The 21,893-nt window shown below is 69.8% G+C and carries 18 protein-coding genes and 1 tRNA gene; 12 read left to right on the top strand and 7 right to left on the bottom strand.

All coding sequences use genetic code 11. From position 1 onward, the window contains the following. The first annotated feature begins 9 nt into the window (after positions 1-9). Genes FFS20_RS10965 through FFS20_RS10955 form a run of 3 tightly spaced genes read left to right on the top strand, consistent with a single transcriptional unit; the run spans position 10 to position 3,945 of the window. Positions 10-2,256, top strand: coding sequence for an HAD-IB family hydrolase (locus FFS20_RS10965; protein ID WP_137825890.1), 2,247 nt, complete (start codon positions 10-12; stop codon positions 2,254-2,256). Beyond that, the gene (locus tag FFS20_RS10960; RefSeq protein WP_137825889.1) at positions 2,250-3,170 is read left to right on the top strand and encodes a hypothetical protein; all 921 of its coding nucleotides are present in this window, start codon (positions 2,250-2,252) and stop codon (positions 3,168-3,170) included. Before FFS20_RS10965 ends, FFS20_RS10960 begins: the two co-directional genes overlap by 7 nt. Further along, the gene (locus tag FFS20_RS10955; protein WP_137825888.1) at positions 3,160-3,945 is read left to right on the top strand and encodes a ferritin-like domain-containing protein; all 786 of its coding nucleotides are present in this window, start codon (positions 3,160-3,162) and stop codon (positions 3,943-3,945) included. The genes FFS20_RS10960 and FFS20_RS10955 overlap by 11 nt, the downstream gene beginning before the upstream one ends. 17 nt (positions 3,946-3,962) lie before the next feature. On the opposite strand, the gene FFS20_RS10950 is transcribed toward FFS20_RS10955, so the two are convergent. From FFS20_RS10950 to FFS20_RS10940, 3 genes are all read right to left on the bottom strand, one after another. Next, positions 3,963-4,685 carry a hypothetical protein gene (locus FFS20_RS10950; protein ID WP_137825887.1) on the bottom strand — a complete coding sequence of 241 codons (723 nt, stop codon included), beginning with the start codon at positions 4,683-4,685 and terminating at the stop codon, positions 3,963-3,965. 88 nt (positions 4,686-4,773) lie between these two features. Beyond that, positions 4,774-5,826 carry a glucose 1-dehydrogenase gene (locus FFS20_RS10945; protein ID WP_137825886.1) on the bottom strand — a complete coding sequence of 351 codons (1,053 nt, stop codon included), beginning with the start codon at positions 5,824-5,826 and terminating at the stop codon, positions 4,774-4,776. 66 nt (positions 5,827-5,892) lie between these two features. Continuing rightward, positions 5,893-6,840 carry an SMP-30/gluconolactonase/LRE family protein gene (locus FFS20_RS10940; protein ID WP_137825885.1) on the bottom strand — a complete coding sequence of 316 codons (948 nt, stop codon included), beginning with the start codon at positions 6,838-6,840 and terminating at the stop codon, positions 5,893-5,895. A gap of 212 nt (positions 6,841-7,052) precedes the next feature. On the opposite strand from FFS20_RS10940, the gene FFS20_RS10935 reads away from it, so the two are divergent. The 3 genes from FFS20_RS10935 (at position 7,053) to selB (ending at position 10,437) form a co-directional block, all read left to right on the top strand. Beyond that, positions 7,053-7,148, top strand: a tRNA-Sec gene (locus tag FFS20_RS10935). Between the two features lie 53 nt (positions 7,149-7,201). Then, on the top strand, positions 7,202-8,590 hold the full coding sequence (gene selA / locus FFS20_RS10930; protein WP_137825884.1) for an L-seryl-tRNA(Sec) selenium transferase: 1,389 nt from the start codon (positions 7,202-7,204) through the stop codon (positions 8,588-8,590). Beyond that, a complete protein-coding gene (selB, locus tag FFS20_RS10925; RefSeq protein WP_137825883.1) occupies positions 8,590-10,437 on the top strand; it encodes a selenocysteine-specific translation elongation factor in 1,848 nt (615 codons plus the stop codon). Before selA ends, selB begins: the two co-directional genes overlap by 1 nt. Positions 10,438-10,546: 109 nt before the next feature. Here selB and FFS20_RS10920 read toward each other — a convergent pair whose 3' ends face one another. Beyond that, on the bottom strand, positions 10,547-11,203 hold the full coding sequence (locus FFS20_RS10920) for a TetR/AcrR family transcriptional regulator (protein ID WP_171007058.1): 657 nt from the start codon (positions 11,201-11,203) through the stop codon (positions 10,547-10,549). Positions 11,204-11,284: 81 nt separating this feature from the next. Here FFS20_RS10920 and FFS20_RS10915 point away from each other — a divergent pair, with 81 nt between their 5' ends. Next, positions 11,285-11,887: an NAD(P)H-dependent oxidoreductase gene (locus FFS20_RS10915; protein ID WP_137825881.1), complete on the top strand. Its 603-nt coding sequence runs from the start codon at positions 11,285-11,287 to the stop codon at positions 11,885-11,887. Between the two features lie 96 nt (positions 11,888-11,983). Here the strand turns inward: FFS20_RS10915 and FFS20_RS10910 are convergent, their stop codons facing one another. Together FFS20_RS10910 and FFS20_RS10905 are read right to left on the bottom strand one after the other, a co-directional pair. Continuing rightward, positions 11,984-13,270 carry a M20 family metallo-hydrolase gene (locus FFS20_RS10910; protein WP_137825880.1) on the bottom strand — a complete coding sequence of 429 codons (1,287 nt, stop codon included), beginning with the start codon at positions 13,268-13,270 and terminating at the stop codon, positions 11,984-11,986. A gap of 31 nt (positions 13,271-13,301) precedes the next feature. Then, a complete protein-coding gene (locus FFS20_RS10905; protein ID WP_137825879.1) occupies positions 13,302-14,633 on the bottom strand; it encodes an MFS transporter in 1,332 nt (443 codons plus the stop codon). Positions 14,634-14,859: 226 nt separating this feature from the next. On the opposite strand from FFS20_RS10905, the gene FFS20_RS10900 reads away from it, so the two are divergent. Together FFS20_RS10900 and FFS20_RS10895 are read left to right on the top strand one after the other, a co-directional pair. Beyond that, entirely contained in the window at positions 14,860-16,149 is a 1,290-nt protein-coding gene (locus tag FFS20_RS10900) for a helix-turn-helix domain-containing protein (RefSeq protein WP_137825878.1), read from the top strand. Between the two features lie 257 nt (positions 16,150-16,406). Further along, the gene (locus tag FFS20_RS10895) at positions 16,407-16,829 is read left to right on the top strand and encodes a VOC family protein (protein WP_137825877.1); all 423 of its coding nucleotides are present in this window, start codon (positions 16,407-16,409) and stop codon (positions 16,827-16,829) included. Here the strand turns inward: FFS20_RS10895 and FFS20_RS10890 are convergent. After that, positions 16,805-17,977 carry a DUF2332 domain-containing protein gene (locus tag FFS20_RS10890; protein ID WP_249356803.1) on the bottom strand — a complete coding sequence of 391 codons (1,173 nt, stop codon included), beginning with the start codon at positions 17,975-17,977 and terminating at the stop codon, positions 16,805-16,807. The two genes, FFS20_RS10895 and FFS20_RS10890, sit on opposite strands and share 25 nt — an antisense overlap. 253 nt (positions 17,978-18,230) lie before the next feature. On the opposite strand from FFS20_RS10890, the gene FFS20_RS10885 reads away from it, so the two are divergent. The 3 genes from FFS20_RS10885 to FFS20_RS10875 form a co-directional block, all read left to right on the top strand. Further along, positions 18,231-19,664: an MFS transporter gene (locus FFS20_RS10885; protein WP_137825875.1), complete on the top strand. Its 1,434-nt coding sequence runs from the start codon at positions 18,231-18,233 to the stop codon at positions 19,662-19,664. A gap of 162 nt (positions 19,665-19,826) precedes the next feature. Beyond that, positions 19,827-21,338, top strand: a complete 1,512-nt coding sequence (locus tag FFS20_RS10880; RefSeq protein WP_137825874.1) for an FAD-binding oxidoreductase — start codon at positions 19,827-19,829, stop codon at positions 21,336-21,338. 372 nt (positions 21,339-21,710) lie between these two features. After that, positions 21,711-21,893 (top strand): hypothetical protein (locus FFS20_RS10875; protein ID WP_137825873.1); only part of this gene is annotated, 183 nt, incomplete at its 3' end.

The raw sequence follows: 21,893 nt of genomic DNA, 5'->3' as shown, positions 1-21,893 counted from the left end.
AGGCTGCACATGACACCGAGCCGCATTCTCCTCACCGGTGCGACCGGATTCCTCGGTCAGGCGGTCCTCCAGGCTCTGCTCGAGAGCCGACCGGAGGACACCGTCACCGTCCTCGTCCGTCCCCGCGGGACGCAGACGGGCCGGGACCGGGTGGAGAGGCTGCTGACCAAGCCCGTCTTCGCCGACTGGAGCTCCAGGGTCGGGGATGATGCCGTCGCCGAGGCGGTGCGGACGAGAGTCGAGGTCCTCGAGGGTGATCTCACCGACCTGCCGCCGCTGCCGGAGCCGATCGACATCGTCATCCACTCCGCCTCGAGCGTGTCCTTCGACGCCCCCATCGACGAGGCGTTCCGGACGAACGTCGGCGGGGTCGAGAACCTCTACCGGGCGCTGCTCGTCTCCGGTCAGGACCCGCACGTCATCCACGTCTCCACCGCGTACGTCGGCGGGATCTCGAAGGGCGTGGCCCAGGAGCGTCGGCTCAGCCACGCCGTCGACCACCGTGCCGAATCCGCGGCCGCCGAGCTCGCGCGCGAGCGCGTCGACGCCGAATCACGGACCCCGGAGAGCCTGCGCGGGTTCCTCCGGCAGGCCCGCGCACAGAGCTCCCGGATGGGACCGAAGGCCGTCGCCGCCGCCGCGGAAGCCGCCCGCGAGACCCACGTCGCCGACCGCCTCGTCGACTTCGGCCGCACCCGCGCCGAATCGCTGGGATGGACCGACGTCTACACGTTCACGAAGGCGATGGCCGAACGGGTCGCCGAGGAGGAGTGGGCCGACACCGGCCATCGCGTCTCCTTCGTCCGACCCTCGATCATCGAATCGGCGCTGCGTCACCCGCATCCCGGGTGGATCGACGGCTTCAAGGTCGCCGATCCGCTCATCATGGCCTACGCGAACGGCAGTCTGACAGAATTCCCCGGTCACGCGGACTCCGTGCTCGACATCATCCCCGTCGACTTCGTCGTCAACGTCATCCTCGCCCTCGTAGACCGGGAGCGTGCGCATGCCGAGGACGGGCGTGCGGATGCCGCTCACGGTGACGGACTCCCGCGGGAACCCGAGTACTTCCACGTCGTGTCCGGGACGAGCAATCCGCTCCCGTTCCACCAGATGGTGCGCACGGTGCGCGAGTACTTCCTCGACCGACCGCTGCCCGATCCCGACGGCGAACCCACCCCGGTGCCGGAGTGGAGCTTCCCGAACTCCGAGCTCATCGAGCAGCGGATCCGGCTCAAGGAGCTGAGTTCCCGGGCGGGCCGCAGCATCGTCGACCGTCTCCCGTCCTCGCGCCGGACCCGGCAGTGGGCGGCGCGGCTGAGCCGCATCGACTCCGGGCTGCGCTCGCTGCGCCAGTTCGCCGACCTCTACCGCCAGTACACGAAGACGGAGATGGTCTTCGACGACGCCGCGACCCGGGCCCTCCAGGCGGCGCTGCCGCCCGGTCACGCCAGGAGCTTCGACGTCACCGAGATCGACTGGGACCGGTACTTCAAGGACATCCACCTGCCCGCGGTCACGGAGCTGACCCGCAGCTATGCCCGCAAGCGGGGGCGCTCGACCGCCCGGCAGGCGAGTCCGGCGCCGATCGCCCCGGCCCCGGACGCCCTCGCCGTCTTCGACCTCGACGGCACGGTGATCTCGACGAACATCGTCCGGCAGTACGCGGCCGTGGTCCGCGCGACCCAGCCGCCGCACCGCTGGCCGGCCGCGCTCGCCGGCATCGCGGGGATCGTTCCGGGCCTGCTGCGGGCGGAGTCCCGCGACCGGTCGGAGCTCATCCGCATGGTCAACCGCCGCTACAAGGGGTTCCGCATCGAACAGCTGCGCGAGGTCATCGCGGGCGGTCTCGGGGAGCGCATCCGCAGCTCGATCCGCCCGCAGGCGCGCACCCTCATCGATGAGCATCGCGCGGCCGGGCACCGCACGGTGCTCGTCACCGGGGCCCTCGAGGTTCTCGTCGAACCGCTGGCCGATCTCTTCGACGAGGTCGTCGCCACCCGCATGGACGTCACCGAGGCCGGGGTCCTCTCCGGCTACCTCGCGACGCCGCCGCTCGTCGACGAGGCCCGCGCGAACTGGCTGCGCAAGTACGCGAGCGGGATCGGCGCCGACCTCGGGAAGTCGACCGGCTACGGGGATTCGCTGGCGGATGCGGCGTGGCTCGAACTCGTCGGCGAACCGATCGCCGTCACCCCTGACCTGGGCCTCTATGGACTGGCCCTGAAGAAGCGATGGAAGGTGCTCGAATGGTGACCAGCGACCATCCGCCGGGCCACGTCAACGGCCGGCTGTTCTCCGACGCCGCGCATCCGACGGTCCTCGTCACCGACTTCGACGTCCCGGGCTACCTCGCGGCGGCCCGGGGCCGGATCACGGTCGATGCCGAGCACCTCGACCTGCCCGCCGAGGCGGCCCGTGACCTCGGCTTCCTCTGGCGCCTGGAGAACTCCGCACTTGCCGAGACCCGTGCCATGCTCGCCTCGTGGACGGCCAACGAAGCGCGGATCACCGCCTTCGTCACCGCGTGGGGCTACGAGCGGTACTGGCTGGCCCGGGCGCTGCGCGAGATCCTCGACGCCGGAGACGCTCACCGCTCGCCCCGCGCCCCGCGCTCCCTGTCGTCGACGCTGCGCGGCGCCTGGGTCGAACGCGCCCTGCCGATCGTCGCGCCCGTCCTCGGCGGAGCCGTCAAGGAGCCCATCACCGCCGGTCACATGGCCCGGCTCGCCCTCCAGGAGGGCGCGCTGCAGACCGCGGAGCGGGCACTCCTGCCGCGTCTGACGGGGGAGGCCGCCCGAGTCCTCGCCGAGGTGGTCGACAGGCGGGATGAGATCGTGCGGTTCTTCCGCACCGAGGCGATCGCCCGCATCACCCGGTCCCGTTCCGAAGCGCTCACCGCGCGCCTCCACGTCGCCAAGCCGTGGGCGCCGCTGCGGATCGTCGGTGTGCCCGACCCCGACGAGGCGGTCGCCCTGTCGAGTCTGTTCACCGGCAGCGTCGCCCGCCAGGAGCTCGGCGACTCCGACACCGTCATCGGCCGGCTGCTGCCCGGGAACCCGCAGCCGTCGGTGGCCCAGGTGCGGGCGGCCCTGCGCACGGCGCGGCGAGCCGACAGTCCGAGCGCCCCGGCGCCGACATCTCGAGTGAGGAGTGAGAATGGCGTTTGACTTCGACAACTACGCCGAGACGTCCGAGGCGGTCAAGTGGTCCGACCTCGATCTCGATGTGTTCGACGAGATGCCCCTCGACCGCGACACGCTGCGGTCGGTGCGCTACATGTGCGATGTCGAGTACCACACGACGTGCTTCGTCCGGGAGCTGCTCGTCACTCCCTCTCATCGGGAGGACGCTCCGGCGGCGTTCATGACGATGTGGAATCGGGAGGAGTTCTGGCACGGTGAGGCGCTCGCCGCCGTGCTCGAGAAGCACGGCATCCACGTCGACTACGACGAGATCAAGGCCAAGCGCGCAGGACTCGGCTGGAAGCTCGCGCTCGGCCCGGCGAAGCAGTCGCTGCTGGCGAACATGGTCGGCTCCGACTTCATCGCCGTCCACATGGCGTGGGGCGCGGCCAACGAACTGTCGGCGACCGCCGGCTACCGGCGGATGGCGGCGATGCAGGACCACCCTGTGCTCTCACCGCTGCTCGAGCGCATCGCCAAGCAGGAGACGCGGCACGTCGCCTTCTACTCGACCCAGGCCCGGGAGCGCCTCGAGGACAATCCGCGGGCGCAGCGGATCGTGCAGCTCGCGCTGGGGAAGCTGTGGAAGCCAGTGGGCTCGGGGATGATGGACGACGCCGAGGTCAAGCACGTGATGTCCTATCTCTTCCGCGGCCAGAGCGAGGAGGTCGACAAGCTCGACAAGCGCGTGCAGAAGCTGCCCGGCCTCGGTGATCTCACGATCTTCCGCAACGCCTTCGCCCGCCTCGGCATCGAGTGAGGGCCGCCTCGGCGAGGTCACAGCAGTTTCGTCGGGTCTCCCGGAGCTCCGGCATCGGGGTGGGAATCGGTGCGTCCGAGGCCCCGGGTCAGCCGGTCGACGAGGGGCTCGTTGACGTGGGCGGAGAAGAACGCGATGAGCGGGCCGACGAAGAACGCCGTCATGATCGTCCCCACGCCCACGGGCCCGGAGACGAGGAGGGCACCCACGAGGACGATGAGGTCCTGGGGGACGCGCACGCGCTGGTACTTCCAGCCGGTGCGGTCGACGATGATCGGGGCGATCGCATCGTAGGGTGCGGTGCCGACGCCTGCCGAGATGTACCCGCTGGCTCCGAACGCGAAGACGATGATCCCGATCGCGAAGAAGAGGGCGGCCATCGCGTGATCGCCGGGGGCGACGGCGAGCGGGGCGAGCAGGCCCGCGAACACCTGGATGAAGAACCCGGTGAGCGTCATGTTGATGAGCGTGCCGACGCCGATGTACCGGCGCGCGAAGATGAGGACGGGGATGAAGAGGATCGCGTTGCTCAGCAGCTGGTACGCGCCGAGGCTCCACCCGATCCTCTCGCTGATCCCGATGTTGAGTGCCGTGTAGGGGTCGACGCCGACCCCGCCGGTCTCAAGGATTGCGGCCCCGAGACCGATAAGGACGACGCCGATGAGCGCGTAGAGCGCCCGGATGGCGCGGCAGCGCAGTGACCAGCTCTTCGTCGGATCCGACGGCGCCGAGGTGTTCATGGACTGATCTCCCAAGGTGCGGGTGAGGGGATGGCTGCCGGGGCGCCGGTGGGGTTGGGGCGCGCCAGCGTGGTGGCGGCGCGCCGGCTCAGCTCTGCAGGTCGATGACGACCTTGATGTCCCCGGGTTCATGGTCGAAGGCGTCGAGGGCGCGGGTCAGGGGCACGGTCCGGGTGATGAGCGCGGACAGCCACTGCGGATCGGCCGCGGCCAGCGCCTCGGCGGCCTGCCGCCAGTGCTCGACGTTCGCGTTGACGGACCCGACGATCGCGACATTGTCGAGGACGATCTGCTTGCCGATCGTCGCGAGGTCGAGTTCGGTCGCGCCCTGCGGATCGTGCATCCCGAGCAGGCACACGACCTGGTAGGGGGTGACGGCCTCAAGGATGTCAGCCAACGTCCGGGAGTCGCCCGTGGTGTCGAGGACGATGTCGGGCTGCACCTCGGCGAGGACCTGCGGCAGGTCGCCGACGTGGAACTGCCCGCCGAGCTCCCGCACGAGCTTCTCCTTGTTCGGCTTCTGCGAGGAGTTGATGACATGGACCTCGAGCCCGCGCTGACGCCCGAGGAGTGCGGTGAGGAGACCGATCGTGCCCCCGCCGATGATCACTGCGGTCTGCGGGTCGAAGAACGCGCGCCCGCCGACCTTGAACACCTCGTCCCAGGCCTTCGCGACGACCGAGGTCGGCTCCATGAGGACACCGGTCTGTCCGAGCGCCGGGTCGAGGCGGATCGCGAAGTCCTGTTTGACGACCCACTGCTCGGAACCGAAGCCGTTGAGCTCCTTGATGCCGCGTTCGGTGTACTCGCCGTTGCGGCACATGTCGAACTCGCCGTGCGCGCACGCGGGGCAGGGCACAGGATCGGGACGGCGGACGACCCCGGCGATGAGGTCGCCGACGGCGAAGTCGGAGCCGTCGGGTACGGCCTCGACCCGGCCGAGGGACTCGTGGCCGATGATGAGCCGCTCCTGACCGGGCGGCGCCCACCCGTACTGCCCGCCGTTGAGTTCCCGGTCGGTGCCGCAGACTCCGATCGCCAGGCCGGTGACGAGGAGTTCGTCGGCCTCAGGCTCCGGGAGGGCCGCCTCGGTGACGGCGAGGGAATCGGCCGTGCCCGGTTCGACGCTCAGTGCTCTCATCATGGTCCTCTCAGGTGGGTGTCCGTGCTGGGTCTGGTGGGTGGGCTCGCGCCGGGGGCGGTGGGCTCAGCCGTCGAAGGGTGCCACCGGCACCCCCGTGGCTCCGGGGGTCGCGGCGAAGACGGCACCGGCCTCGGGCTGGGCACCGGGGGTCAGCCCCTCCTGGCTCGTCGTGATGAAGAGGGTCCGCAGGTCGGGACCGCCGAAGGTGCACGCCGTGACGTTGGTGACCGGCAGTTCGACGACCTCGAGGAGCGTGCCGGCAGCGTCACGGCACTCGACGCGGGAACCGCCGTAGATCGCCGTCCACACATTGTCCTCGGCGTCGAGGCAGAGCCCGTCGGGACCGCCGGCCGGGTCGTCGGAGTCGAGGGTGAAGAGGCGGCGCGGGTTCGTCAGCCCCGTCTCCTCATCCCAGTCGAGGACCCATGTGCTGCGGGTGGGGGTGTCGTTGTAGTAGGCGCGGTCACCGGAGGCGGTCCAGGCGATGCCGTTGGAGATCGTCACGTCGTCGAAGACGGTGGACACGGCACCGTCGCCGCTGATCTGGAAGAGGGTCGCCCCGCCGTCTCCCTGGTCGTAGCGCATCGTGCCGGCGAGGAACCGTCCCGCCGGGTCGCAGCCGCCCTCGTTGAGGCGGACCTCGGGGTCGGAGACGAGTTCGGCGACCGTGGTCCAGTCGCCGCCGGTCGGGTCGGCGGAGACGCTGAGTCCGTGCTCGGTGAGCACCGCGATGCCGCCGGACAGCCGGGGGCGCAAACACGCGGCGACGGGGCCGGGCACATCGAGGACGGTCACCTCGTCACTCGTTGGGCCGCTGGTGCCGTTCGTGCCGCCTGTGCTGTTCGGGCCGCTCGGGCTGCCGGAGCCGGGCGCGCCGTGCGCGGTGAGGATCCGCCCGGCGAGCATGTCGACGTAGCGCAGGGAATTCGCTGCCTGGGACCCGTCGTCGGGCCACCACACGGGGCCTTCGGCATGGAAGGCGATGGGCGGGACGAACAGTTCGGCGCGCATGGGACCTGCCTTCGACCAGCGGTTGTCGGTTCCGGGACACCGCCGCGTCAGCGGCGTCATCCGTGGTGACCACGCTATGCGGGGTCGTCCCGTGCGTCAACGGCAAGGCACGTGGTGGCCCGACCGCCGTGACGGGGGTCTCCGCGGTCACCGCCGCAGGGGGTGCGAGGGCGCGGTCTGCGGTGTCCGGGGCACAGGGTAGAGTTCGATCCGGAGGCGTCTGGCGTCCTGGTGGGCCCCCCGGTCTTCAAAACCGGTGAGACCGAGCATCTCGGTCTGGCGGGTTCGATTCCCGTCCGCCTCCGCCACACGCCCGCACCGGCCCGAGCACGGTCGTGCACGCACCGAGGAGGAGGCAGCCATGGTCGAGCCCGACCCCCGCCGGAGCATCCCGCGCACCGACCATCTCCTCGCCCTTCCCGAGGTCGAGGCCGCCCGCGACCGCCTCGGCGAATCGGTCATCCGCGCGGTCATCGCCGATGCCCAGTCCCGCGCGCGGTCCGGTGAGCTCCCCGTCGCCGAGGTGACCCCCACCGTCATCGCGGCCGTGACCGACCATGGTGCCTCCTCGCTCACCCCGGTGCTCAACGCCACGGGCATCATCGTCCACACGAACCTCGGTCGCGCACCGCTCTCACCAGCGGCGCAGCAGGCGATCGCCGATGCCGCGGGCTATGTCGACGTCGAACTCGACCTCGAGTCCGGCAAGCGGAGCAAGCGCGGCGTCGGCGCGAAGCAGGCCCTGCTGCGGGCCTGCCCGGCCGCCGAGGACGCCCTCGTCGTCAACAACGGCGCTGCCGCCCTCCTCCTCGCCGTCACGGCCTTGCGGGGAAACTCGGCCCCGCAGGGAAGCGGTTCTGCTCAACAGGGGAACGGTACGGCCGCTGACGCCCGATCCGTCACGCCGGATGAGATCGTCGTCAGCCGCGGGGAGCTCGTCGAGATCGGTGCCGGGTTCCGCCTCCCCGACCTCATGGTCACCACCGGCATGCGGCTGCGCGAGGTCGGCACGACGAACCGCACCCACCTCGCCGACTACGCTGCCGCGCTCACCCCGGCCACGGCGTGCCTGCTCAAGGTCCATACGAGCAACTTCCGTCTCACCGGCTTCACCGCCGAGGCGACCCTGACGCAACTGCGCACGCTCGCCGACGAGCACGACCTCCCGCTCATCGCCGACCTCGGCAGCGGTCTGCTCACCCCCGATCCCGCACTGCCCGACGAACCCGACATCGACACGGCCCTGCGCGCCGGCGCCGACGTCGTCATCGTCTCCGGCGACAAGCTCCTCGGCGGGCCGCAGGCCGGGATCCTCCTCGGGTCCACCGCGGCCATCGAGCGCATCGCCACCCACCCGCTGGCCCGTGCGATGCGCACCGACAAGCTCACGCTCGCCGCACTCGAGGCGACGATCGCCGGGCGCGGCAACCCCGTCCACGATGCCCTCCACATCAACCTCGACCGGCTGCGGGAGCGCACGGAGACCCTCGCCGAGGCAGTCGGCGGAACCGTCGTCGCCCATGACGGTCGCGTCGGCGGCGGGGGAGCCCCCGGGGTGCCCCTGCCCGGATGGGCCCTCGAGATGCCCGAGGCGCTCGCCGCCCCCCTGCGCGCAGGCGAGCCCGCCGTCGTCGCCCGAATCCACCAGGGCGTGTGCCTTATCGACCTGCGGTGCGTGCCGGAAGCCGCCGACGACGCTGTCGCCGCGGCGATCAGGACCGCGTCGGACCGCCTCGGCGAGGGTGCCTGATGTTCGTCGTCGCCACCGCCGGGCACGTCGATCACGGAAAGTCGACCCTGGTCAAAGCCCTGACCGGGATGGAACCGGACCGGTGGGAAGAAGAGCGCAGGCGCGGGCTGACGATCGATCTCGGGTTCGCGTGGACGACGCTGCCCTCCGGCCGGGAGGTCGCGTTCGTCGACGTTCCCGGGCATGAGCGGTTCCTGTCCAACATGCTCGCCGGGGTCGGGCCCGCGCCGATCGTCTGCTTCGTCATCGCCGCGGACAAGGGGTGGCAGGCCCAGTCGAGCGATCACCGGGATGCGATCACCGCGCTCGGGATCGACCGGGGCCTCGTCGTCATCACCCGCGCGGACCTCGCACCCGACACCATTGCGGTGACAGAAGCCCAGGTGAGAACCCAGCTGCAGGGCACGCCGCTCGCCGCGGCACCGATCGTCGCGGTCTCGGCGACGACGGGGGAGGGGATGGACGACCTCGTCGCCCGCCTCGACGAGGTGACCGCAGCGGCCCCGGCCCCCGATCCCGTTGCGCGCGTGCGGCTGTGGCTCGACCGCGCGTTCTCGATCACCGGGGCGGGCACTGTCGCCACCGGCACGCTGACCGCGGGAACCCTGCAGGTGGGGCAGCGCATGGAGATCGTCGGGGCGACGACGTCGGCCCGGACGGGGATCCGCGGAATGCAGAGCCGGGAGTCCTCCGCCGAGGTCGTCACCCCGGCCGCCCGGGTTGCGGTCAACCTCCGCGACGTCTCCGCCGACGACATCCACCGCGGTGACGCCCTCATCACCCCGGACGCGTGGCCGATCGTCACCGTCGTCGACGTCCGCCGGACGATGGGTGAGCCCCTCGACGACGGCGTCCATGAGCTCATGCTCCACATCGGCACCGCGGCCGTGCCCGTGCGCCTGCGGCCCTTCGACGCCGACCACGCCCGGCTCACCCTCGACCGGCCCCTGCCGCTCGAGCTCGGCGACCGGGTCGTGCTGCGCAATCCCGGCAGCCGCAATGTCTTCGCAGGCGTCGTCGTCCTCGACGTCGATCCGCCTGAACTGGGACGACGCGGCGACGGGGTGCGTCGGGCCGCTGAGCTCGCCGAGCGGCCGGTGACCGGGGATGTCCTCGCCGAGGTGGCCCGCCGAGGAGCCGTCGAACGCGCCGTGCTCGCACGGTTCGGGGTGGTGGCTGCGGGGTCGGCCTCGTCCACTGACGCGAGCGGTTCGGTCGACGCGACCCTGCCGGCCGGTGTCGAGGCGCTCGCCGGGCGGCTCGTCCACACGCCGGCACTCGAGGCGTGGGTGCAGGCGGCGCGCGAGACTGTGTCGAGACAGCTGGCCGCGCAGCCGATGGCGGCGGGCGTGCCGGTCAAGGTCGTCATCGAGGCGCTGCGACGCACGGATCCGCCGCTGCCGGACGGCGGCGGAGCGCTCGTGGCGACGATCATCGGGCGGGCCGGTCTCGAGACCGCGGACGGCATGGTGCGCCCGCCGGGTCACACGGCCGATCTCGGTCCCGCCGAGGCCGGGGTCGCCGCACTCGAACGTCGCCTCGCGGCCGATCCGTTCGATGCGCCGGAGGCGGACGATCTGCGGGCGCTGCGCCTGGGAGCGCGGGAGCTCGCGGTCGCAGAAAAGGCCGGCAGGGTGCTGCGCCTCGGCGATGGTGTCGTCGTCTCCCCGCGCACCCCGGCGCAGGCGATGCGCCTGCTCGCCGGTCTCGCTCAGCCGTTCACGACGAGTCAGGCCCGGCAGGCGCTCGGCACGACGCGGCGGGTCGTCATCCCGCTCCTCGAACACCTCGATGGCCGCGGGTGGACGAGGCGCCTCGACGGCTCGCATCGTGAGGTCGTGCGGTAGGGAACGGGTGTGAGCGGAGGCCACGCGACTCTCTATTGTCAAAGGCGCCCGTGCCAACAGGCCGATCATCCAGGTGAGATGGAGATCAAGCGACCGAGACATCGGGGTGTCAGAGTGGTTCGGCCGCAGCATAGCCATGCAGGAACGTCCCAATGGCGCTGCGCATGAGTTCCTCGAGCCGCTCGGCGCTCGGGTCAGGGTCGAGGATGTCGCTGCGACTGGCGTTGATGAGGGCAGCGAGGTGAGCAGCGGCGATGTCGGGATCATCGAGTTCGAGGTACCCGCGTCGGGCGAGATCAGAGAGGTGCAGCGCTATCTGCCGCCGCGTTCGCAGAGGTCCGCTGCGTCTCCATGATTCGAGGAGTTCCGAGGAGATGTGCTCGGTTTCGGCCTGGAGCTGCGTGACCAGACGCCAATGCGGTGCGTTCGGTGGAACAGAGGAGTGCATCGACAGACCGTAGGAGACCAGTGCGGGCTCAACTTCGGTCCGGGAGCCGATCGTTCCCAGATGCTTCTCGATCTCGCCGATGTGGATCTCTGAGACGGCAGCGGAACTGAACTCGACGACTGCCGCGAACAGCCCGGCCTTGTCGGTGAAGTGGTTGTAGACCGTGCGCGTGGACACCGCGGCGACCTCGGCGACCTTCTCGACGCTGGTGCGGGCGAAGCCGTCTCGGGCGAACACTTCGAGTCCGGCACGCAGAATCGCCAACCGTTTCGGTGGAATTCCAGACGCGGTGGCCGAGCGGTGGTCCACAGAGTTCATGATTCCGATTATAGTCTTGCACTTTATCATGCTTAAAAGTACAGTGCCAACTGTAATATTGAAGGTGATGAAAGGAATGGCGTGGTGAACATCGGAATCTTTCTGGGAACTGTTCGACCTGGTCGACGAGGACCGGCAGTGGCCGCCTGGGTGGCTGACATCGTTGACCGGCGATGCGCCGCTGTAGGCGTCGAGTGCGAGGTCAAAGTCATCGACATCGCTGACATCGGGCTGGGCCTCACGCCCGAGCCGAATCCACCGAAGTTCGGTCTCTATGAGCGAGAAGAAACACGAGCATGGGCGGAGGTTGTCGCCGGGCTCGATGCTTTCGTCTTCGTCACTCCGGAGTACAACCACTCGGTTCCCTCAGCATTGAAGAACGCGGTGGACACGCTCTACGGAGAGTGGTCGGACAAGGTCGCAGGCATCGTCAGCTACGGAGTCAACGGCGGTGTGCGTGCCGCTGAGCATCTGCGTCAGATCCTTGGCGAGCTCCAGGTCGCGACGGTGGCGGTGCAGCCGGCTCTGGGAATGTTCGAGGACTTCGTCATCGCCGATCCGCTCGCGACGGGTGACTTCGCGCCTCGAGACCTGCAGAGGGCAGCGGTCGAGTCGATGGTCGACCAGCTCACGGCGTGGGCGACTGCGTTCGCGACCTTCCGCGCCGCGGCACACGCGCAGTGATCGCGATATCTACGGCGAGGCGGCACGCGCCGTCCTGTCGGCCGAAAGTCGCAATGCGCTCAACTGGTCGAGGGCATACAGACATCTGCCCGGCCCCTACCCCGCGAGCGCTCCTGACGCCAAACGCCGGACCACCTCGGTGAGGTGATGGAGGCCGGAGAGGAGGTCCTCGTCCTTCGTGAACTCCTCGAGACTGTGGGAGACCCCGCCGACGCTGGGAACGAAGAGCATGACGGTGGGCACGGTGTCTTTCATGTTCGTCGAGTCGTGGCCGGCCACCGTCATCACCGGCGCCGAGGTGAGCCCGAGGTCATCGGCGACCGCGCGGGCGAGCTCGACGCCCTCGGCCGGGTACGGGTTCTGATCCCAGCTGTGCTCCGCGGTGATCTCGATGTCGACCCCGACCTCCTCGGCGACCGTCGCGACCGTCGACATGAGGGAGGCATGGGCGGCGGCGATCACCTCGGCGCTGGGGGAGCGCAGATCGATGAGCAGCGCGACGTCGCTGGCGACGACGACCGGGGAGTTCGGGTAGACGGTGAGTTCGCCGCACGCAGTGTGCAGCGCTCCGGGCTCGAACTCGTCGACGAGGTCGCGGGCGGCGACGACGAGCCGGGCCGCGCCGAGCAGGGCGTCCCGGCGATCGGCCATGAGCGTCGAGCCGCTGTGCGCCTGCGCGCCGTGGACCCGGAACTCGAACTTGTGGGCGGCCCACGTCGCGCCCACGAGCCCGATCGTCACCCCGTCCTCCTCCATGCTGCGGCCCTGCTGGACGTGGATCTCGGCATAGGACGCGATCGGCGGGGCCGTGAAGTCGCCGCGTTCGCCGAGGGCATCGAGCGCCTCGGCGACGGTGATGCCCTGCGGGTCGGTCGTCGTCAGCGCCGCCTCGAGGTCGGCCTTGCCGGTGAAGACATTGCTGCCCATCATCGACGGTTTGAAGCGGGAGCCTTCCTCGTTGAACCAGTTGACGACGGCGAGGTTGAACCGCGCCCGGCTGGGGTCGGCGCGCAGCTCCTCGGCGACGGCGAAGACGGCATGCGCGCTCGCCATCACCCCGTACGCCCCGTCGAAGCGTCCGGCTGTCGGCTGCGAATCGAGGTGGGAGCCGGTGAGGACGTAGGGGGCGCCGGGCACGAGTTCGAGCAGCCCGAACTGATTGCCGATCGCGTCCCGCTCGACGACGAACCCGTGCTGCTGAAGCAGACGCGCGAACCATGCGCGCTGCTCGCCATCGGCGGGGCTCGCCGCCTGCCGGTCGACGCCGTTCGTGCCTTCGACGGCACCGAAGCGGGAGTGGACGGCCCAGTCGGCGAGGAAGTCGGCGTCGCGGTCGGCCCGGTCAGGCAGATTCGCCGGCGCCGAGGCGGTGGTGTCGTTCATCGAGGGGTCCTTCTGTGCGCGTGGGGTGTGGTCAGTGCTTGAAGCCGGGAAGGGAGACGCTCAGCCTCGGGGCGATCGCTCCGGCGAACGCCGTGAAGAGGGAGAGGAAGACGAGCATCGCAGCGGCCGGCCACCAATGGTCGCCGGCCGAGGCGACGAAGCCGGTGGCGAGCAGCGGGATGAAGCCCGAGAGCATGCCCGCCGCATTCTGCGCCATGCCCACTCCCGTGTAGCGGGTGGTCGCGGGGAAGAGGCCGGTGAGCACAGTGCCGGAGGCGGCGTAGGGGAACGAGAGCGCGCCGACGGCGACGGTCATCGCGATGACGATGAGCACCGGCTGGCCGGAGGAGAACATGAGGAACGCGGGCACCGCGACGACCGCGGAGAGGATGCCGCCCCAGAGGATGACGCGGCTGGCGCCGAACTTCGCCCCGAGCATTCCGCCCCAGATGAGGATGAAGATCTCGACGAACGCGGCGACCATGCTGCCGAGCAGGAGAAGCGAATCGTCGTAGCCGAGGATCGTCACGCCGTAGTACACGCAGAACGCGGTGACGAGGTAGAACCCGCCGACGCCGAGGAGCGCGGCGGCCATGCCGACGATGATCTGCTTCCAGCTGTTCTTCAGCGTCGTGCTGATCGGGCTCTTCTCGACCTCGCCGGTCTCTTCGAGCTGCCGGAAGACCGGGGACTCCTCGAGGCGGCTGCGGATGTAGACGGCGACGAGGAGGAGCGGGATTGCGACGAGGAACGGGATGCGCCAGCCCCACGAGTTGAAGTTCTCCTGCGAGAGCAGCAGCGTCATGACGAAGAAGCCGCCGGAGGAGAGGATCGTGCCGATCGGCGATCCGATCTGCGGGATCGCGGCGTAGCGGGCGCGCAGGTGGAGCGGGGCGTTCTCGACGACGAGCGTCATCGCCCCCGACCATTCGCCGCCGACGAAGAGACCCTGGGCGATGCGCAGGAGGACGAGGAGGACCGGGGCGGCGAACCCGATCGCCGCGTAGGTCGGCAGCATGCCGATGAGTCCGGTGACGATGCCGATGCCGACGATCGTGATCATCAGCACCCGCCGCCGCCCGATCCGGTCGCCCATCCGACCGAAGATGATCCCGCCGATCGGACGTGCGGCAAGCCCCACACCGAAGGTGGCGAACGACGCGAGTGCGGCGGCCGTGACGTTCTCGGAGGTGAAGTACTGGACGTTGAAGATCAGCGCGGCGGCGGCGCTGAAGAGGAAGAAGTCGTACCATTCGAGCGCTGTGCCGATGAGCGCGCCGACGGCGACCTTGTTGGCGTCCTTGACGCTGAGTTCCTGGGTCGCGTCGTATTCGATCGCCGAGGTGGTGGGCTTGCTGCTCATGCGTGATCTCCGTCGGGTGCGCAGGTCGGGTGCGACCGGTGGGTCGCGGTCTGCGGTCGTCGCTGGTGGCCTCGTCGCCACGATGATTCTCCTGTGACTCACGACACTACCGAGGGAGAACGCTGAGTTTCCACGAGGAAATGCCGCCGTTTCACCGCTGTGCATTGTGCATCTGCACTGTGTCGTGTGCCTACACTGGGGCGAGACGCGTGCCTACACTGAGTCGATGAGTGCGACGCACACCCTTCACGATCGTCCGCTGCCCGGGGATGAGGCCCGGTGGAGCGAACTGCTCGACGCCCTCGACCTCGACGAGCTCACCGAATCGTTCGTCGCCAGGGTCGCCGTCGTGCCGGGCTACGATCCGGCTCCGCTGCCGCTGTCCGAGCTGCGGCGGACGGGACGGAATTCGTTCGCCACGCTCATCGACGGACTGCGCGCCGGCGGATTCTCCGGCGCTGTAGCCGTCTCGACCGACGTCGGCGTCTCCCGCGCCAGGGCCGGGATCCCACTCGAAGCGCTGATGACCGCGATCCGACTCGACTTCACCGTGCTCTGGGAGGCCCTCACCCGGGTCGCCGCACCGAGCGACGCCGAACTCGTCATCCGCCACACCGGAGACGTCCTCAGCACCGTCGATGACTACATCGTCCAAGTCCAACAGGCGTACACGGCGGAGCAGGCGCGGATGCGCGCCGAGGAGTCCTCGGTCCGCCAGGGCGTCATCGCGGGACTCTTCCAGGACGCCGACCCGACCGCCGAACGGCTCGCAACGATCGCCTCGGCGCTGGGCCTCGACGTCGACGACGCGCTCATCGTCGCTGCCGCCGGTGCCGAGGACACCCCTGCCCTGCGCGTCATCGTCTCCGCGCACGAACGCGCCGGGGGGACGATGTTCACCCACCACCTCGGCGACGTGCTCATCGCGTTCACCCGGGCCAGGCGAGTGCGACCCGGCGGAGCGACAGGACGGGGCGCGAGCCGGGCGGAGACCGGCCAGGTCGATGGCGGCGAGGAGTCGCGGGCCGGCGGCGAGTCGCGGATCGGTGGCAGCGAGGAGCCGCGGACGGGTGCGGGCGGCCTGCGGGCGGACGAGATCGAGGACCGCCTCGCCGAGGCGCGCGTCGGGGTGGTCGCGGCAGCGGGACTCGGGTCGCTGCGCCGGTCGGCGCTCACCGCGCGGGACCTCGCCCAGGTCTTCGAGGCGGGCGAAACCGGGGCGATGACCTGGAGCAGAGGCTGGGCGAGGCTGGCCGCCAGGGCCCTCAACGCGAGCGGGAAGTCGGTGATCTCCGATGTCGATGATGCGCTCGCCCGGTGCGGGATCGCCGAACGCGAGCGCCTCGTCGAAGCCGTTCGCGCCTACCTGGAGACGGGGAGCATCGGTCGGACCGCGGGCATCCTCTACTGTCACCGCAACACCGTGGCCAACCGTCTGCGCCGCTTCGCCGAGGTGACCGGCGTCGACCCGACGATCCCGGTGCAGGCGGCACGCCTCGTCGTCGCGTGGGCGTGACGGGTCGGCGGCGCTGAGTCCGGTGTGCTGGGACTGGTGTGCTGGGACTGGCCTCGTGACGTGGCCCGCTGTGCCGGCTCGGATGCGGCGGTTCGGATGCGCCGGGTCGGGCGAGTGGACTGGGCCCGGTGGGCCGGGCCGCGCGCACCGAGTGACTGTGTCAGTGGTCGAGCGCATACTGGAGGCATCGCGCAGGGCAGTGTCGCCCGCGCGGCAGCACGGCAAGTTCGATCACTCATCATGCGAGGTGGATAGCAATGCCAGTCATTCCCCATGTCTTCATCAGCGGCGGTCAGTGCGCAGCCGCGTTCGAGCGGTACCGCGACATCTTCGGCGGTGAGCTCACGCTCACACGGTCGAAGGATGCGCCACCGGAGGCGCGCATGCCCGGCGCGAGCGAGGATTCCGTCATGCACGCCGAGCTGACCTTCGGCGATTCGCGCATCATGGGCGCCGACGATCCGACCGGTGACGGCGGCGCGATGACCGGAGTCGCGCTCAATTTCGTCGCTCCCGATGTCGAGGCGGCGACGGAGGTCTTCGAGGCGCTCTCGGCGGGTGGAGAGGTGCAGATGCCGCTCGGGCCGACGTTCTGGTCCCCGGGTTTTGGCGCCTGCGTCGACCAGTTCGGTGTGCCGTGGATGGTCGACACGAGTCAGGGGGACAGCAGCGCCTCGTAGCTCTGACCATGGGGGCCGGTGAGGGCCGTGGCGACGCCGTCGACGGCGAGGACGAAGCGTCCGTCCGCACCGTCGACGCCGTGGTCGGCCAGCTGTGCGCCGATGTCAGGCAGCACGTGCTCGCCCTCGTTGCTCAGCCACACGACGTCGGGGTGGGCTCGCATGATCGCGACGAACCCGTCTCGACTCTCCGGGTCGACGTAGGCGAGGACTGCGCTGTGGAACACGACGATCTGTGAGTCCGCGGGTGCCTCGGCGATGAGTGCCCCGACGGTTGTCGTGAGGTCACCGGTGACGAGTCTCGGCGGGTCTGAGGCGGCGATGGCCGCAGCGGCGTCGAGCCGGTCGCGCCGCACCGTGTGCTCGGGCCAGATGAGCGAGCGCAGCCAGGCTCGCTCTTCCGGGTCGGTGATGTCGAGCGGATTGAGGTCGATGCCCGCGCGCCAGATGACCTCGGGAAGTCGGTCCGGCGGCAAGGCACCCGCGATGTCACAGGCGAGATCGACGGTGCTCGGCCCGTCGACGGGATCGAGGTGGGTGACAGCGGATCCCGGAGCCGTGGATTCCCCAGCAGCGGACGCTCGGGCATCGCCGGCTATGGGATCGTCCTGCGCGGGGCCGGAGTCGGCACCGGCGGTCCCGCGCTCGTCCTGCGGGGCACCGGAGACGGCACCGGAGGCTCCGTCAGCGCCGGATTGACGCTCGTCCGGGCTCGGGCTGCCACCCGTGCGGTAGGTGTAGCTGTAGCGATCCGGGTAGAGGCACAGCCCGGCAGAAGCACCGACCTCGATGAGCGAGACCGGACCGCTGATCTGCGCGAGCGCCGGCAGCAGCACGGCACAGCGTCCGGCCTCGTTCGTCTGTGTCGAGCGGGCGAGCATGAGTGTGCGCGTCTCAACCCAGTGCTCGAGCAGCCACTGCCGCAGCTCGGCGTAGTCACCCTCACCGGAGCCGAGATGCCTGGCCGCGCCGAAGAGCAGATTCGCCTGACGTTTCGGCCGCGGAAGGTCAAGGAGGAGGGCGAGGATCTCGTCGTCATCGGCGACACCTGCCGCCCAGGAGGTGTAGATCGGCGACGTCCCGGCCGCCTCGATGCGGGAGAAGTTGCGGTAGTACTCGCGCAGCGTCTCAGCGTCGAGGTCGGTCATCGGTCGCATGCATTCTCACCTGCATCTCTTCTGTCGGTTCGGGGGAGAGCGACGCGGCCCGGCGCCGGTCGCGGCAGCCGTTCTTACCCTCCCTGCCCTCATCGTAATCCGGCCCTGCCCCCGGGCAGCATCCCCACTCTGTCTCGACAAGCGGATGGCATCGTCCCAATCAACAATACGGTGGACGATGGCAGCAGACCGCGACGACCGGTCGGCGACTGTGCAGGTGTCAGACGACGGCGAAAGGACAGCGATGACGGACTCGGCCACAGCTCCCCTGAGCTTCCGCCGCCGCTGGACGGTCATGGTCATCTGCGCTTTCGCTCTCTTCCTCGTCGGACTCGACACGACGATCGTCACGGTCGGGCTCGCCGAGATCGGCTCCGGGGTCGACCTCGATGCGGCACGGCTGCCGTGGGTGGTCGACGCCTACACCGTCGTCTTCGCCAGCCTGCTCATGACCTCGGGAGCCGTCGCCGACCGATTCGGTCGTCGCCTCGTCCTTCTCACCGGCCTGAGCATCTTCGCCGTCGCCTCGCTCCTCTGCGCGCTCGCCGGCGACGGGGCCATGCTCATCGGCCTGCGCGCCATTCAGGGCGTCGGCGCGTCGATGCTCTCCCCAGTGGCGCTCGCGATCGTCGTCAACGTCATGCCCACGCAGCGCGAACGCGCGCTCGCCATCGGAGTGTGGGGCGCGATGTTCGGCGTGAGCATGGCCGCCGGACCCATCGCCGGCGGGCTGCTTCTGGCCGCCTTCGACTGGCGTGCGCTGTTCTGGATCAACGGGCCCGTCGTCGCGGTCATCATCGTCTTCGTCGCCCTCATCGTGCCGCCCTCCCGCAGCCCTTCGCCGAGGCGGCTCGACGTCCCAGGCCAACTTCTCCTCATCGCCCTGCTCGCCACGGTCGTGGGACTCCTCATCGAAGGCAACGCGATCGGCTGGACCTCGGTCACAGCGCTCGTCGGGTACGGGCTCGCAGTGCTGCTGGCAGTCGTCTTCGTCGTCGTTGAGAACCGCGTGCGCTCGCCCCTCGTCGAGCCCTCGTCCTTCCGGTCGCCGGCATTCGCCGGGGCCATCCTCGGCGCGGTCGCGATCTTCATCGCCTTCAGCGTGACCCTGCTGCTGACGACGAGCATGATCCAGGTCGTCGAGGAACGCAGCGCTCTGGCCGCGGGCACCGCGATCCTGCCGATGGCCATCGCGACGGCAGTCTTCGCACCGGTGTCAGGCATCCTCGTCGGCAGGTTCGGGGCTCGGGGGCCGCTCCTGCTCTCCGCCGGTCTCATCACTGCGGGCGGGGTCGTCCTCCTCATCGCCACCCAGGCGGTTCTCAGCGGGGGACGCGGCGTCGGGAGCGCGGGCATCGATCCGCTGCTCCTCGGGCTCGCCCTCGGTCTCATCGGGTCGGGGATCGGCTTCGGCAATGCGCCGATCACCAATGCCGCGGTCAGCCATCTCCCGCCTGACCGTGCCGGTGCCGCGGGCGGAGTCGCATCGACGGCGCGCCAGTTGGGCACGTCGATCGGCATCGCGGTGGCCGGTGGACTCATCGCCGGCGTGCCCGCTGCCGCCTTCATGGTCACTGCCCGAACGGGGTGGTTCGTCGTCGTGGCCTGCGGTCTGGCCCTCCTCGTCCCGGTCATCGGCACCCTGCTGCCGAGCCCTGGTCCACCGCGACGCCCCTGACGAACGGGGTGGCGTTCGGTACCGACGGCGTCGCCTCCGGTGACGACGAAGCCGTGCGGGTCGTCGGACCACCTCGGCGAGGTGACAGGCGATGATGCGACGATGACAATGATGACGAAGACGGGCGGCGCCGGCCGCCCTCCGCGTGAAGGGACCGAGACGATGACCGAGCCGAGCTCAACGACGCCAGTGGCCGGAAACACGGGTGCGGGGGAGCCCCCGGTGGGAACGGCAGGCGCTGCGGCGGGGGATGCCTCGGCGGACGATTCCCGTGGGGTCGCCGCTCCGCCCCTGGCCGAGCTCGCGTCCCGCCTCGGCGAGGGTGTGCTCACGACTGACCCCGACACCATCGCCGTCCACGCCCGCGACGAAGCCCTGTTCTGCCCGGCCGAGGGCGCGATCGCCCTGGTCAGGGCCACCTCGGCGAGCGACGTCCAAGAGGTCATGCGGTTCGCCACCGACCATCGGATCCCGGTCGTCCCGCAGGGGGCGCGCTCGGGGATCTCGGGCGGCGCGAACGCCTCACCGGGGGCGATCCTGCTCAGCGTGGCGCGGATGAACGACGTCGTCGCCGTCAGCGAGGCCGAGCGGACGGTCACCGTGCAGCCGGGCATCATCAACCAGGACCTCAAGGACCACCTCGCGCCGTTCGGGCTGTCGTACCCGCCGGACCCGGGGTCGGTGGGGATCTCGTCGATCGGCGGGAACATCGCGACGAACGCGGGCGGCCTGTGCTGCGTCAAGTACGGCGTGACCAGGGATTATGTCCGCAGTCTCACGGTGGTTCTCGCTGATGGGACGCTGAGCGTGCTCGGTCCGCAGACCGCGAAGGGCGTGGCGGGGCTCGATATGCGGCAGCTCTTCATCGGGTCCGAGGGCACGCTCGGCGTCATCGTCGAGGCGACCCTGCGGCTCGTGCCCGCCCTGCCCGACCCGTTCACCGCGGTCGCGACGTTTCCCGATGAGCGCAGCGGCCTGCAGACGGTCGCCGACTTCATGGCCGGCGGCGGAGTGCCGAGCCTCTTCGAGTTCCTCGACAGTTCGAGCCTGACCATGCTCAACGCGTACGGCGACTTCGGTCTCGACGGGGAGGCCGGGTCGATGCTCATCATGCAGGTCGATCTCGCGGCTGCTGAGTCGGAGGCGATGATGGCGAAATTCGCCGAGGCGGCCCACGCGTGCGGTGCCCTCGACGTTGCGTACTCCGATGATCCCGCCGATTCCGCCGCCCTCATCGCAGCGAGACGGATGATCCAGCCGGCGTACGAGAAGTTCGCCGGTGCGCATGGCGGGGGGCAGCTGCTCGACGACGTGTGTCTGCCGAGGGCGGCGATGCCGGAGTTCTGCGACCGACTCGACGCGCTGCGTGAGTCGTCAGGGCTGACGATCTCGCTCGTCGCGCATGCGGGAGACGGGAACACGCACCCGTCGGTGTTCTTCGATGCCGCCGACGAGGAGGAGACCGCGAAGGCGCTCGAGGTCTTCGGGGAGATCATGCGCATCGGCCTCGAGCTCGGTGGGACGATCACCGGCGAGCACGGCGTCGGATACCTCAAGAGGGACTGGCTGGGCGAGGAGCTCGACGCCGGGGCGCAGAGGATGCAGCTCGCGGTGAAGAACGCGCTCGATCCGCTCGGGATCCTCAATCCGGGGAAGATGCTCGGCGGCCTCTGAGCGGAGGCGTGGGGTCTGGTGCCCGGGTGCCCGCGTGGAGGACTGTGTGCCGGAGGCAGAAGATGTGCCCGTGATGCACACGCACTTCGGCTTCGGGCACTGCAGGGTCGTCTGCGGCATGTGCTGCGAGGACTCGGGTTGTCAGCAGCGGCCTGCAGCGTTGACCCACCCTGGAACACACACGAACCCCTGCTGACACCGATGTTGGATCACGCAACGGCACGGCGACAACACAGATTGGCCTAGAAATAGAAGACGCTAGAACTCGCGCAAAATAGTCGAACAAAAAACAAACAAACATCTTGACACGCACCTCAAAGGTGTATAATGGATCACACGACATGGACAATGGCGAATGGACCCCTGAGCACCATGACTCTCACCCCGAACCGCAAGCACCCCACCCCCGGCGACGACGCCGCGGGTGCGCACGCGGGCGGGCCGTCTGCGTCGGAGTCCTCCCCAACCTCGGGTGACACCCCGCGTGCTGAGTCGCTGTTCGATCAACTCACCAACGCCGGCATCGACCTCACCGGCCACCCCCTCGCCGACACC

It is taken from the genome of Brevibacterium sp. 2SA, from assembly GCF_005502845.1.
Taxonomy (GTDB): Bacteria; Actinomycetota; Actinomycetes; order Actinomycetales; family Brevibacteriaceae; genus Brevibacterium.
Note: the sequence above shows the minus strand (reverse complement) of the source record. Positions and strands in the feature narration are given on the sequence as shown.

Coding starts and splice junctions, on each gene's coding strand:
- FFS20_RS10950 (WP_137825887.1), bottom strand. CDS start 4,685: ATGAACACCTCGGCGCCGTCGGATCCGACGAAGAGCTGGTCACTGCGC.
- selB (WP_137825883.1), top strand. CDS start 8,590: ATGTTCGTCGTCGCCACCGCCGGGCACGTCGATCACGGAAAGTCGACC.
- FFS20_RS10890 (WP_249356803.1), bottom strand. CDS start 17,977: ATGACCGACCTCGACGCTGAGACGCTGCGCGAGTACTACCGCAACTTC.
- FFS20_RS10895 (WP_137825877.1), top strand. CDS start 16,407: ATGCCAGTCATTCCCCATGTCTTCATCAGCGGCGGTCAGTGCGCAGCC.
- selA (WP_137825884.1), top strand. CDS start 7,202: ATGGTCGAGCCCGACCCCCGCCGGAGCATCCCGCGCACCGACCATCTC.
- FFS20_RS10905 (WP_137825879.1), bottom strand. CDS start 14,633: ATGAGCAGCAAGCCCACCACCTCGGCGATCGAATACGACGCGACCCAG.
- FFS20_RS10885 (WP_137825875.1), top strand. CDS start 18,231: ATGACGGACTCGGCCACAGCTCCCCTGAGCTTCCGCCGCCGCTGGACG.
- FFS20_RS10955 (WP_137825888.1), top strand. CDS start 3,160: ATGGCGTTTGACTTCGACAACTACGCCGAGACGTCCGAGGCGGTCAAG.
- FFS20_RS10900 (WP_137825878.1), top strand. CDS start 14,860: ATGAGTGCGACGCACACCCTTCACGATCGTCCGCTGCCCGGGGATGAG.
- FFS20_RS10880 (WP_137825874.1), top strand. CDS start 19,827: ATGACCGAGCCGAGCTCAACGACGCCAGTGGCCGGAAACACGGGTGCG.
- FFS20_RS10910 (WP_137825880.1), bottom strand. CDS start 13,270: ATGAACGACACCACCGCCTCGGCGCCGGCGAATCTGCCTGACCGGGCC.
- FFS20_RS10940 (WP_137825885.1), bottom strand. CDS start 6,840: ATGCGCGCCGAACTGTTCGTCCCGCCCATCGCCTTCCATGCCGAAGGC.
- FFS20_RS10965 (WP_137825890.1), top strand. CDS start 10: ATGACACCGAGCCGCATTCTCCTCACCGGTGCGACCGGATTCCTCGGT.
- FFS20_RS10920 (WP_171007058.1), bottom strand. CDS start 11,203: ATGAACTCTGTGGACCACCGCTCGGCCACCGCGTCTGGAATTCCACCG.
- FFS20_RS10960 (WP_137825889.1), top strand. CDS start 2,250: ATGGTGACCAGCGACCATCCGCCGGGCCACGTCAACGGCCGGCTGTTC.
- FFS20_RS10945 (WP_137825886.1), bottom strand. CDS start 5,826: ATGAGAGCACTGAGCGTCGAACCGGGCACGGCCGATTCCCTCGCCGTC.